The organism is Actinoplanes sp. CA-142083 (assembly GCF_050942195.1).
Lineage (GTDB): Bacteria > Actinomycetota > Actinomycetes > Mycobacteriales > Micromonosporaceae > Actinoplanes.
Genome location: NZ_CP192076.1, coordinates 2360134 through 2372917 on the forward strand (window position 1 = coordinate 2360134; position 12784 = coordinate 2372917).

The window sequence follows — 12784 nt, forward strand, 5'->3', positions numbered from 1 at the left end:
CCGAGGCGCTAGCGCCCGACCGAATGGCCGAGGCTCTATCCCCCGTACCGGTGATTCGGTACCCCAAATTTGACGCCATAATTCTGCGGCAAACTGTCTAAGTGGGTTTTAAATCACCAAATTTCCGGCGAAGCGTTAAGACTCGACGGACACTGAGGGCGAGTCGGTCGCGCGGACCCCCCAGCGGTGCGTTAAGTTTACAAGTGACTAGTGGGGGGAGTCGCATGACCGCAGCGCCGGGAGAGGCCATCGAGGCCGAGATGGTCGATCTGACGGGCTACTCGCTGAGGGATCTCCGAGCCGATCAGAGCCCTGAGCTGCTGGATGTTGTCGACCTGGTCACGCAACAAGTCCAGAGGACTCGGATCAACCTAGGTGGATCATCACCGCCCGGACGCGCCGACTGACCTTTGCTCGACGAGGAGCACACGAACGCTGTGGTGACCGAAGCTGCCCGGCCGAGCCGGATCCGGTTGCACGAGGAAACCTTCGACCAGATCGCGTCCGGCGGCGGTGGGCCCGAGGTGATCGCGGAGCTGCTGGCCGCGGAGACGAGCCGGCGACTGGTGCTGCTGAAAGCGTTCATAGACGCGGCAACGGCGGATTCGAAGTCATCCGGTCCGTTACCGTCCCTGGAGCGCGCCTGGTCGGCGCTCGAGGCCGCCGAGCGGGTCGCACCCGATGCCCTGGCCACGATCCTCATGCACCCGCAGGTCGGCAGCTGGCTGGCCTACACGATGCGGCGGCACGGCGGCGGCGCGACCTCGGAGGCTCCCGCCTGGGTCGACTTCGGTCAGCTGCACGCGGTCGCCATTGCCGCCTCCGCGGCCGCGGAGCTGCCGTACCGCACGATGGTGCCCCTTCGTAGCGGCCGTGTGATGCTTCCCCGGCTCGGGATGGCGACCTTCGAGGGGTGCCCGCCGTGGGACACGGCCGAGGTGGCCACCGAGGGCGGCCGGACCTGGCTGCGCCGCGGGGGCGTACGGATCGGCGTGGGTGACGAGGCCCCGGGGTGGTGGCCGCTGCGGTCGGTGAGCGTGGGCGACGATCCGCGCCTCACGATCTGGCTGGATGACCTCGACCCGATGCGTGATCTCGCCGATCCGGTTCCGCCGGCCCGGCTCTCCGCCGACGACGCGGCCCGCTGGACCGGTTTGCTGGTCGATGCCTGGCAGATCCTCGTGGACTGGCACCGGCCGGTCGCCGAGGCGATGGCGGCCGGGGTCTCCTCGTTGGCGCCGCTGCCCTCCGGCGTCGGCTGGGACACACGCAGCGCGTCGAGCGGCGACGCTTTCGGCGCGATCATGTGCTCGATGCCGCCCGACCCGGTCACCCTGGCGGTGTCGCTCGCGCACGAGTTCGCCCACATCCGCCTGGGCGGTCTCATGCATCTGGTCGCGCTCACGGACGGCCCGGGCAGCCCACGCCTCTACGCGCCGTGGCGGGACGATCCGCGCCCCGCGGGCGGCCTTCTCCAGGGCATCTACGCGTTCTTCGGGATCACCGAGTTCTGGCGGCACCAGCGCGACGCGGACGATCTGCCGGCAAAGCTCACCGCGTTCGAGTACGCGTATGCGAGGGCCCAGTGCCGCGAGGCGATCGAGGTGGCGCGGGCCGACGGAGCGTTGACCGCGGCGGGGCGGCGTTTCACCGACCGCTTGATGTTCGCATTGGACACCTGGGAGGCCGACCCACTGGACGCCGATGTACGCAGGCTCGCCGGCCTCGTCGCGGACGGCCACCGGGCCGGCTGGCGCATCCGGCATTGCGAGCCGCCCGCCGCCGACGTGATGGCGCTGGCCGATGCCTGGCGCGCCCAGGCGACCGGGAGCCTGCGGGTCGGTCCTTCCGTGGTACGGCCCGACCACGAGATGCGGCGCTGGTCGGGCGCCCGGCTGGGCCTGGCCCGGCGGCGCCTGGCCGCCGCCGACCGTTACGTGGACGTCCGGGACGAGCCATGGGCGGCCCGCCTCGAGGAGGCCGACCTGGCGCTGTTCGGCGGCGACGGGCTCGGCGCGCTCGAAGGCTTCGCCGACCAGCTTCGCCGGGACCCGGAGTCGGCCGACGCCTGGACCGGCCTCGGCCTGGCGCTGGCGCGGGCCGGGAAAGCAACCGAAGGCCGACCGGGCGCATCTCTGCTTCTCGACCGACCCGAGATCGTCCTGGCGCTGCGCCGCGAGCTGCACGAGAAGCCCGACCCTGTGGAACTGGCGGCATGGGTCGAGCGGACGGTCGAATCTCGCGATTTTCTTCGTTGATCTGATGCGAATGGCGGAGTATTTCCGGCCTGTACGCCAGGTGGCCGGATAGGCGATACTTGATTTCCGTCGCAGCGCGGCGACGCCCGCAATTTGATCACGGCGGACGGAGCGGGGCGTGGTAATTCGGGGTGGCGTGCTCGCGCAGTGCGATATCCCTGGCTGCCCGCGTGTCCATCGCCGTTTCGCCTGGTGGCGAGGCCCGCCATCGCACCGCGCGCCGCCCGCGACAAGGCGAAGCCTTGCGGGTATTCGCTATACATATATTTATCGCGGTCATCGTCCCGCCCTGCGCTGGCCCGACGTTTCGATCTTGGCTGTGGTATTCGCGGCAGCCGGGTCGACGCTGGTGTTGATTCAGGCGCAGCGGATTCTCGGCACCATGCTGGTCTGCGCCAGGACCGATCCTGGAGCGTGGCCGATGTCTCCTACCAGGCAGATCGACGATCAGGGCGCCGCACCGGACGAGGTGACCATCGGCATCCTCACCGCGCTGGCGTGTGAGACGAACGCCGTGGTCAGCCTGCTCGACGACGTCGGCGGCTACGACGACCCGCAGGACCAGAATCACTACCGCACCGGGTCCCTGCCCAGCACCGACGCCGCGCGGCCGCATGGGGTGGCCGTGCTCATGATGTCCAGGGACAACACCCGGTCCGCCGCGTACTACTGCGCCAACATGCTGCGCACGTTCCCCGGCATCCAGATCGTCATCATGGTGGGTATAGCCGGTGGGCTGCCGCGACCGCAGACACCCGATCGGCACGTGCGGCTCGGCGACATCGTGGTGGCGACCGAAGGGATCGTCGACTACACGCATGTGCGGCAGGAACACGGCCGGTCCGAGCCGCGCGGACGGCAGAGCGCCGGGCTGATCTCCCAGCGCCTGCTGCGGGCGGCCCGCGAGTTACAGCTCGAGGAACTGAGCGGCAATTATCCCTGGGCGCGATGGCTCGACCCGGAGCACCGGCCGCCGGCCGAGACCGATGTCCTCTACATGCGCGGCGTTCCGGTGCCGCACCCCGAGCGGACGAGCATCGCGTCGCTCAACGGGCTGCCGCGGGTGCACCACGGCGTGATGGGCTCGGGCGACGTCCTCATGCGGGACGAACAGGCGCGGGACGACCTGGCCGAGCGGTTTCCGGACATGCTCGCGATCGAGATGGAGGGCTCGGGGATAGCGGCCAGCACGTCGGCCGAGGACCGTGCCTGGTTCATGGTGCGTGGGGTCGCCGACTACGCGGAGGCGGCCGGCAAGACCGATACCTGGCACAGGTTCGCGTCCAACGCGGCCGCGGCGTACATGCGAGCCCTGCTGCGGATGACGCCGGCGCTCGACGGGCCGGGCATCCGGCTGTGGGGGCGGGCGTTGCCGGCGCTCACTCCGCCCGAGCTGACGGAACTGGAGGGGCTGCTGCGGCGGCTGCCGTCCGCAGTGGACGTGCGCGCGGTCTGGCAAGACACCGTGCCGGAGCTGCCGCGGCCGTCGCCCGAGGTGCTCGCCACCCCGGCCGCCGCGATCGAGCATCTGACCGGGCTGAACGCCGGCGCGGACGGCGTGCCTCCGGCGCTCGTCTTCGTCGCCCGCCTCGGCCGGTCGCTGGGCGACGATCCGATCGGCGCCGAGATCGTCGGCTGGGCCGTGCGACGGGCCGGGGCCACCGGCGTCGGTGAGGCGCTGCGGGCAAGGCTGGGCGACACGGCGGCCGCACCGCCGGTCGGGCCGGTCCTGATGATCGACATCATGACCGACGGGATCGACCGCGGCAGCTGCCGCATCAGCGGTTACGTCCACGAGGGCGGCGGCCCGTGGCGGCCCCGTGCCGCCCGGGTCGGGCCGTCCGATGTGGCCGTGACCGACATCGAGTACGCCGCTCGTGAGCTGGTCGCCGAGGCCGAGCGGCTGTGGACCGGCTCGCGGGAGCCGGCGGCCATCGAGTTCGTGATGCCGTCCGGGCTGCTCGACCTGCCGGTGCAGTGGTTCACCGGGCCGCTGATCTTCGGGCGATCGGAGCCGCTGGCGCTGGCGTACACGGTGGTGGTGCGCAGCCGGGACCGGATGTATGAGCCGCGGGTGCGCCGCGCCTGGGGGAGCAGGTGGCTGCAGATCGACGCCAAGCCGTTCTCCGGGCGGGTGCTCTGGGGCACCACCGCCCGTAGCGGCGCGGCGTTCAACGCCTGGGCGGCCGAGCTCCAGTCGGACGACCGGTACGCGGTGGTCGTGCTCAGCGAGCCGCCCGACTCACCGTGGGGCCGGCAGGAACTGTTCGCGGCGTTCCGGGCCGGTGTTCCGGTCGTTCTCTGGGACCGCCGGTTGCCGCGGCCCGGCGAGAGCACCGACGGGATCCGGTCGCTGTCCCGCGAGCCGTCCGAGCTGCCCGCGAACACCAAGCGGGTCCGGGTGGAGGCCTACGCCGGCGACGACGCCGGCCACTTCGGACACTGGGTCGCGTTGCTCTGGGACGACCCGCGACGGGTGCTCGCCGATGCGGGGGTGGAGTCGTGAACCGGCCGATCGATCCACATCCGGTGGCCGCGCTGCCCGATCGGGAGCGGCTGGCCGAGGCGTTGCACAACCTGCGGCGACGGGCGTCGACCCTCGCGGTGGTGCTGGACGACAGCCCGTCGATGCGGGTGTGGACGCCGACGGTACGGGCGTTCCGGGAACTGGCCGACACGGTCTTCCAGCGGGTCAGCGCGTACCCGCTGGGGCCGTTGCGGAGCTCGGCGGAGGTGCCGGGTCCGCCGGACGGCGAGCTGGTCGTGGTGCTCAGCGACGGGCTGGCCGAGTTCTGGGCGCAGCCGCCGGCCGACCGGGTGCTCCAGGCTTGGGGCGGCGTCGTCCCGGTGGCGATCGTCAACCCGTACCCGCAGGAGCGCTGGTACCGCTCCTACCTCGCGCCGCGGATGGTGCAGCTGGCCGCCTCCCGCGCGATGTCGCCCAACACGGAGCTGCAGATCCGCGAGCCGGCCGAGTGGAGCAACCCGTTCGACGACCCGCTGCACGAAGCGGCCGTGGTGGTGCCGCTGCTGGAACTGAGCCCGCGGTGGCTGAGCTGGTGGGCGTCGCTGCTGGGTGGCCCGGCCGAGGCGGGGCCGGCCGAGGTCTGGCTGGATGCGGTGGCGCACATCGCCGACCCGGACCGCGCGCCCGGCCCCAGCCATCGGCCGTCCGGCGAGTCCGCGCCGGTGGGGACGAGCCCACGCGAGCTGGTCGGCCGGTTCCGGGCTGAGGCCTCCGCGCCGGCGTTCCAGCTGGCCACCTACGTCGCCTCGGCGCCACTGGAGCTGGACGCGCTGCGCATCGTGCAAGGGGCGCTGCTGCCCGCTTCGCTGCCGGTCCACCTGGCCGAGGTGGTGACCAGCCCGCTGCTCATCGACAACGCGGGCGATCTGGCATTCCGCCCCGGAGTGCGAGAGGAACTGCTGGCGCTCGCGGCGCGCGAGGACACCGTACGGGTCGTGGAGGTCGTTTCCGAATACCTCGGCGAGCGGACCCCCTCAGCCCGCGACCTGCTCCGCGCGATCGAGGCGCCGGACGCGCAACCGGCCCCGGTGGTCACCTCCGAGACGGTCGTGTCCGCCCGGATCGAGCTGGCGATCCTGCGCGCGTTGTCCGGGCCGTACGCAACGCGTGCCGCCCTCATCGAGAACGCCATCGCGCGGCTCGGTGAGGCGGCGCCCGCGGCATTCCCGGCCACGGCGCCGGCGCCGAGCATGCCGGTCGCGTCCCACCCGGCCTCCGTCCAGCCGCGCGGCCACGTGACCGCCGTGGCGCCGACCGCCATCAACGCGCTGCTCCAGCCCGAGGGCGAGGTGGCGGTCTGGGGCAACCTGCCGCCGCGCAACGGCGACTTCACCGGGCGCGAAGAGCTGCTCGACATGCTGGACCGGCAACTGCGCCGGCAGCGGGTCACGGCGGTGCTGCCGCAGGCGCTGCACGGAATGGGCGGAGTCGGAAAGTCACAAATCGCTACCGAGTACGCATATCGCCACATGGCCGACTACGATGTGGTGTGGTTCGTCCCGTCGGAGCAGCCGGCCCAGATTCTACGCGCGCTGATCGAGCTGGGCGAGCGCCTCGGGCTGGCGGCCGGCCAGGACGCGAAGACCGCCGTGGCGGCCGTGCAGGAGACGTTGCAGGCGGGACACCCGTACGCCAATTGGCTCTTGATCTTCGACAACGCGGAGACCTTGGAGACCGTCCAGCCCTACCTGCCCACGGGCGGGACCGGGAAGGTATTGGTCACCTCGCGCAACGAGCGGTGGACCGGGCTGGCCCAGACGCTGGAGATCGGGGTCTTCGCCCGCGACGAGAGCATCGCGCTGCTGCGCAAGCGCAACCCCGATCTGACCGACGATGAGGCCGACCGGCTCGCCGCCGTGCTCGACGACCTGCCGCTGGCCATCGGGCAGGCGAGCGCGTGGCGGGCGGCCACCCAGGAGCCCGTCGACGAGTACCTGCGCCTGCTCGCCGAGAAGCGAGAGGACATGGCGGCCCGGGTGGACGACCCGCAGCACGAGGTCGCCGTGGCCGCCGCCTCCGCGGTGGCGCTCGAGCACCTCGGCGCGACGAATCCGGCGGCACTGCAGCTGCTGCAGGCCTGCGCGTTCATGGCACCCGAGCCGATCTCGCGGGAGCTGTTCGTCGGGCCGCCACACGTCGGCTTCTCACCCGAGCTGGGCGCGACGCTGCGCAACCCCAACCGGCTCGACCGGGCGTTGCGCGAGATCGCGCGGTACGGCCTCGCCCGGATCAACCACGGGAACCCGCGAACCGTCCAGCTGCACCGGCTGGTCCGCACCGTCGTCCTCGAGCAGCTCACCTCCGAACAGCGGGTGACGATGGAGCACGCCGCACACCTGCTGCTGGCCGGCGGCAATCCGGGCAACCCGAGCGCCACCGAGCAATGGCCGCGCTTCCACGCGCTGCTGCCGCACGTCCTCTCCTCCGACATGGTCGGCTGCGAGGACGATTGGGCGCGCCAGCTGGTCCTCGACGTGATCGGGTTCTACTTCTACTGGGGCGACCAGAACAGCTGCCGCGAGCTGGCCACCCAGGTCGTCGAGCGGTGGACCGACATGCTCGGCCGGGACGACCCGCAGCTGCTCAAGGCGGCCCGCTGGCTCGGGTTCGTGTTGCGGCAGCTCGGCCGGTTCGAGGAGGCGGCACGCTACAACGCGGACTGCCTGGCTCGGCTGCGCGTCGCCAACGGGCCGGAGGACGTGGAGACGCTCGACGCGATGCACCTGGTGGCCGCCGATCTGCAGGCCGCGGGGGACTTCGCGGGCGCGCTGGCACTGCAGGAAGAGGCGTACCAGATCGCGGACAACGTCCTCGGCCCGAACGAGCCGACCACGCTGATCATCGCGCACAGCCTGGGCGTCTCACTCCGGCTCAACGGCGATTTCACGGGCGCGCTGGAGCGTGACATGGACACCGTGCGACGGCGGGTGGAGGTGCTCGGCGCCGATCACTACCTCACGCTGCTCAGCCAGAACGGGCTCACGCTCGACCTGCGCGAACGGGGCGACTACATCGAGGCGAACCGGCTCCAGGAGAAGCTGTACGAGCGGATCCAGAAGATCCTCGGCGTCGATCACCCGCAGACGCTGATGGCGGCCCGCAACCTCGCCGTCTCCCGGCGCCGGTCCGGTCATCACACGCAAGCCCGCAAACTGTCGCTGGACACCATGAACGAGCTTCGGCGCCGGTTCGGCGAGCTGAACCCGGAAGCCATCGCCTGCTCGCTCAACTACGCCGTCGACCTGCGGGAGAACGACCAGGTCGCCGAGTCGCGGGAGCTGGCCGAGCGGACCTGGCAGGACTACCACCGGACCCTCGGGCCCGATCACCCGTACACGCTCTACGCCCGCACCAACCTCGGGATCGTGCTGCGGCTGCTCGGGCAGGTCGAGGCGGCGTACGAGCACGACGCCGCCGCCTACCAGGGCCTGCTCGAACGGCTCGGGCCGCGGCACGTGCTCACCCTGACCTGCGCCACCAACCTCGCCAGCGACCTGGCGGCGCGCGGCGACCTCGAGACCGCGAAGCAGATGGACGGCGATACGTTCCGCAAGTCGCGGGAGGTGCTGGGCGGCGACCATCCGTCGACCCTGGCGGTGGCGCTCAACCTCGCGTTCGACCGGCGGGAGGAACCGGGGCCGGTGATCGCTGCCTACCGGCGGGTGCTCGGGAAGGACCATCCGGCGATCGCGGCGGCGCTGGCCGGCCAGCGGGCCAACTGCGATGTCGACCCGATGCCGTTGTAGAGAGCTCCCAGGCGGCCTGGGAAGATTCTCAGGGCCGTCACAGGGCCGCCGTGGCTAGCTTGGGGGCATGGCCCGGCTGCTGGTGGTCGACGACGAGGACACGGTGCGCGGGCTGCTCGCCGACGCCCTGCGGTTTGCCGGGTTCGAGGTCACCGCGGCGGCCGATGGCGACGAGGCGCTCGCCGCGGCGCGGGCGGCGCCGCCCGATCTGGTGCTGCTCGACGTGATGCTGCCGGGCATGGACGGGTTCGAGGTGGTGCGGCGGCTGCGACCGGTGCCGGTGATGTTCCTCAGCGCCCGGGACGCGCCGGAGGACAAGGTCAACGGGCTGACGCTGGGCGGCGACGACTACGTGACCAAGCCGTTCCACCTGCCGGAGCTGATCGCGCGGATCCACGCGGTGCTGCGCCGGGCGGGCGGGAGCGACGGGCGGATCACGGTGGCCGACCTGGTGCTCGACCCGCTGGATCGGGCGGTCACCCGGGCCGGGCGGGAGGTGCGGCTGTCGCCGACCGAGTTCCGGCTGCTGCACTGCCTGATGGGGCACGCGGGGCACACCGTTGCGAAGCCGCAGATCCTCGACGAGGTGTGGCGCTACGACTTCGCGGGTGACACCAGCATCGTCGACACGTACGTCAGCTATCTGCGGCGCAAGGTCGACACCGCCGGCCCCAAGCTGATCCACACGGTGCACGGCGTGGGCTACGTGCTGCGGGCGCCACGCCGATGATGCCGCGCTCGCTGCGGGGGCGGCTGCTGCTGATCACGGCGGCGCTGCTGGTGACCGGGATCGTGGCGAGCGACGCGATCGTGCTGGGCGTGCTGCGGCAGCAGTTGCTGGCCCGGGTCGACCGGCAGCTGGAGCCGTTGGCGCAGCTCATGTCCCGCATCGACCCGGCGATGCTGGGGCCGGGCGGCACGCGGCAGCCGGGCGGGCTCGACCTAGTCAGCAACCTCGCCATCACCTACTTCGCGGCGGACGGCCAGGTCATCGCCGCGGTGCGGACATCGGGCGCACCAGGCCCGCCCGATTTGTCCCCTAAACGGACCGGTGAAGCCTTCACCGCGGACGGGTGGCGGGTGGTCGTGGCAGCGCGGCCGACCGGCGGTACGGTTGCGGTGGCGGGCTCGCTCGACGGCGTGAACAGCACCGTTGTCCGCATCGAGCTGGTCTGTGCGGCCGCCGGAGCGGGCCTGATCCCGGTGCTGGGCATCGCCGGATGGCTGCTCGTGCGGGCCGGGCTGCGTCCACTGAGGACCATCGAGCAGACCGCGACGGCGATCGCGGCCGGCGACCTCACCCACCGGATCCCCGAAGAGAAGCCGGGCACCGAGATAGCCCGTCTCACCACCTCGCTCAACGGCATGCTGGCCCAGCTCGAGCGGGCCTTCGCGGCCCGTGCCCGGTTCGTCGCGGATGTCAGCCACGAGCTGCGCACCCCGCTCTTCGGCATCAAGGGCTCCACCGAACTGCACCTGATGGGCGGCGGTCCGGCCGATGTGGACCGCACGCTCCGGCGCATCGACACCGAGGCGGGGCGCCTTGCGGCGCTGGTGGAAGATCTTCTGCTGCTGGCGAGCCTCGACGAACAGGTCCCGGCTCTGGACCTCCAACCAACAGATTTGCGTACGCTTGCCGCGGACGCCCTCGCGGATCTTCGGGCTCTCGACCCTTCCCGGCCCGTGCGCATCACCGGCCCCCACGGCGCGGGGCCGGGAGCGCCCGCGCCGGTGTGCGCGGACGAAGCCCGCCTCCGTCAGGTGGTGGTCAATCTGGTCGGCAACGTCCACGCCCACACGCCGCCAACCTCCCCGGTACGCATCGGCGTGGGCCGGGTCAGCGACGAAGCCGTCCTCGAGATCGCCGACAGCGGCCCCGGCATTCCTGCCGGCCAGTTACCGCGCCTCTTCGACCGCTTCCATCGAGGCGACGAGTCACGTTCCCGAAAGTCCCGGAGTGGGGGAGGGGCGGGGCTCGGGCTGGCAATCGTGCGCTCGCTGGTGGAGGCACACCATGGCCGGGTCGAGGTGGAAGCAAGCGAGGCCGGGGCGACATTTCGCATCTGTCTGCCGCTCATGGAGGACTCCCAGAACCTCCGACCCCGCGCCCAGACCGCCGCGCCACGCTGCGCACCATGATTGAACTGCGCGGACTCACCAAGCGCTACCGCGACACCACCGCGGTCGACGACCTCACCTGCACGTTCCACCCCGGGCGGGTGACCGGCTTCCTCGGCCCCAACGGCGCCGGCAAGACCACCACGATGCTGATGACGCTCGGCCTGCAACGCCCCACCGCCGGCACCGCCCACGTGGCCGGCCGCTCCTACCGCGAGCTGCCCGTCCCCATGCGCGAGGTCGGCGCCCTCCTCGACGCGCGGGCCGTGCATCCGGCCCGCTCCGGCCGCAACCACCTGCTCGCCCTCGCGATCAGCAACAACCTGCCCCGCAAACGCGTCGACGAGGTCCTCGGCCTGGTCGGTTTGGACGCGGTGGCGCACAAGGCGGCCGGCACCTATTCGCTCGGCATGAGCCAGCGGCTCGGCATCGCGGGCGCCCTGCTCGGCGATCCACCGATCCTCCTCTTCGACGAGCCGGTCAACGGCCTCGACCCGAGCGGCATCGCCTGGGCGCGCACCCTCATGCGGGACCTCGCCGCCGAGGGCCGCACCGTCGTCGTCTCCAGCCACTTGATGAGCGAGATGGAACTGACCGCCGACCACCTCGTCGTGATCGGCAAGGGCAAACTGATCGCGGACACCTCGCTGTCCGACTTCCTGGCCGGCCAGTCGTCGGAGGTGCTCGTGCGTTCCACGAGCGCCGGCTTCGCCGAGACGCTGCGCGGGGCCGGGGCGTCGGTGGTCGAGCAGGTGCAGGGCGTTCTGCTGGTGACGGGCATTGACGCGTACGCCGTCGGCAAGCTCGCCCTGACCACCGGGACCATCCTCACCGAGCGCTCGCCGCGCCGGACCTCGCTCGAAGCGGTCTTCATGGCGATGACCTCGGAGAGCGTCGAGTTCACCGGGGGTGCGCGATGAGCGTCGTGCGTGCGGAATGGGTGAAGTTCCGATCGTTGCGGTCGGTGCTCTGGGCCTCGGTCGTCGTGGTGGCGCTGATGGCCGGGATCGGCGCGCTGTTCAGCCTCGGCCAGGCGCGTGCGTTCATGACCAAGGGCAGCGGCCTCGACCCGACCGCGGCCAGTCTCTCCGGCGTCCTGCTCGCGCAGATCGCCGTCGGGGTGCTCGGCGTTCTGGTGGTGACCAGCGAGTTCGCGAGCGACAGCATCCGATCGAGCCTGGCCGCGGTGCCGGTGCGAGGGCGGCTGCTCGCGGCCAAGGCGGCCACGGTCACCGCAGTCGCGCTGCTCATCGGCTGGGTGGGCGGGCTCGCCGCGTTCGTGGTCGGCCAGGTGGTCATCGACGGCCAGGGCGCGCCGTCGGCGTCGCTCACCGACAGCGGCGTGCCGCGGGCCCTGCTCGGCGCCGGGCTCTACCTGGCCGTGACCGCCCTGTTCGGCCTGGCAGTCGGCGCGATGATCCGCTCGACCGCGGGCGCTCTCACCGTCGTCATCGTGGTGATGCTGACCGTCCCGATCTTCTCGGCGGCCTTCCCCGAGGGCATCGCCCGCTGGATCGCCAAGTGGTGGCCCTCGATGGCCGGCCTCCGCGTGCTCACCACCGTGCGGGATCCGTCGGTGCTGGGGCCGTGGCCGGGCCTCGCGGTGCTGACGGGCTTCGCCGCCGTGGTCCTCGCGTCGTCCTTCGCGGTCTTCGCCCGCCGCGACGTCTGAACTTGTGCGCCTCGCCCACCGGTACGCCTGAGCTTGTGCGCCTCGCCCACCGTGACGCCTGAACGGTGACGCCGCGCCCATCGGGTCGCACGACGGCGGCGCCTCGTCCAACGCGACGCCTGAACGGCGGCGCCTCGCCCACGGAAAAGCGAACGGCGAGGCCGGCCGCCGCGATCGCCGACGCCGAGGCGGCCAACCTGACCCGCCTGCTGCCGACGCCGCCGGCCGATGCGCCGAAGGGGCAGGTCGTGCTCGGCGACAAGGCGGGTGCCTTCGGGCCCTGGCGGACGCATCAGGTGATCGACGCGGTGTTCGTGGGGCGGGCCACCATCGACCTCACCGTGCGGATCCCGGGCCGGCCGCGGCCGGGCGGCGTGGTCTTCGCGGAACCGCTCGTGGCCACGGCCGGCGGCAAGAGCCTCAACCAGGCGATCGCGGCGGCGCGGCGGGGCGGACCCGGTGG

Annotated in this window: 7 protein-coding genes; all 7 read left to right on the top strand. The window is 71.8% G+C overall.

What is annotated here, in order from left to right; genetic code table 11:
- Nucleotides 1–440 precede the first annotated feature (440 nt).
- The 7 genes from ACQPZX_RS11220 (at nucleotide 441) to ACQPZX_RS11250 (ending at nucleotide 12321) form a co-directional block, all read left to right on the top strand.
- On the top strand, nucleotides 441–2258 hold the full coding sequence (locus ACQPZX_RS11220; protein ID WP_433378179.1) for an HEXXH motif domain-containing protein: 1818 nt from the start codon (nucleotides 441–443) through the stop codon (nucleotides 2256–2258).
- Nucleotides 2259–2577: 319 nt separating this feature from the next.
- On the top strand, nucleotides 2578–4764 hold the full coding sequence (locus tag ACQPZX_RS11225; RefSeq protein ID WP_433385196.1) for a hypothetical protein: 2187 nt from the start codon (nucleotides 2578–2580) through the stop codon (nucleotides 4762–4764).
- On the top strand, nucleotides 4761–8531 hold the full coding sequence (gene fxsT, locus ACQPZX_RS11230) for an FxSxx-COOH system tetratricopeptide repeat protein (RefSeq protein WP_433378182.1): 3771 nt from the start codon (nucleotides 4761–4763) through the stop codon (nucleotides 8529–8531). The genes ACQPZX_RS11225 and fxsT overlap by 4 nt, the downstream gene beginning before the upstream one ends.
- A gap of 67 nt (nucleotides 8532–8598) precedes the next feature.
- Nucleotides 8599–9261: a response regulator transcription factor gene (locus ACQPZX_RS11235; protein ID WP_433378185.1), complete on the top strand. Its 663-nt coding sequence runs from the start codon at nucleotides 8599–8601 to the stop codon at nucleotides 9259–9261.
- Nucleotides 9258–10670: a HAMP domain-containing sensor histidine kinase gene (locus ACQPZX_RS11240; protein ID WP_433378188.1), complete on the top strand. Its 1413-nt coding sequence runs from the start codon at nucleotides 9258–9260 to the stop codon at nucleotides 10668–10670. The genes ACQPZX_RS11235 and ACQPZX_RS11240 overlap by 4 nt, the downstream gene beginning before the upstream one ends.
- Nucleotides 10667–11569: an ABC transporter ATP-binding protein gene (locus ACQPZX_RS11245; RefSeq protein WP_433378191.1), complete on the top strand. Its 903-nt coding sequence runs from the start codon at nucleotides 10667–10669 to the stop codon at nucleotides 11567–11569. Before ACQPZX_RS11240 ends, ACQPZX_RS11245 begins: the two co-directional genes overlap by 4 nt.
- Nucleotides 11566–12321, top strand: coding sequence for an ABC transporter permease (locus tag ACQPZX_RS11250; RefSeq protein ID WP_433378194.1), 756 nt, complete (start codon nucleotides 11566–11568; stop codon nucleotides 12319–12321). Before ACQPZX_RS11245 ends, ACQPZX_RS11250 begins: the two co-directional genes overlap by 4 nt.
- The last annotated feature ends 463 nt before the right edge of the window (nucleotides 12322–12784 follow it).

What these genes read in the sequence shown, in the direction of transcription:
- ACQPZX_RS11240 (WP_433378188.1), top strand. Translation starts at nt 9,258, where the DNA reads ATGATGCCGCGCTCGCTGCGGGGGCGGCTGCTGCTGATCACGGCGGCG.
- ACQPZX_RS11245 (WP_433378191.1), top strand. Translation starts at nt 10,667, where the DNA reads ATGATTGAACTGCGCGGACTCACCAAGCGCTACCGCGACACCACCGCG.
- ACQPZX_RS11235 (WP_433378185.1), top strand. Translation starts at nt 8,599, where the DNA reads ATGGCCCGGCTGCTGGTGGTCGACGACGAGGACACGGTGCGCGGGCTG.
- ACQPZX_RS11250 (WP_433378194.1), top strand. Translation starts at nt 11,566, where the DNA reads ATGAGCGTCGTGCGTGCGGAATGGGTGAAGTTCCGATCGTTGCGGTCG.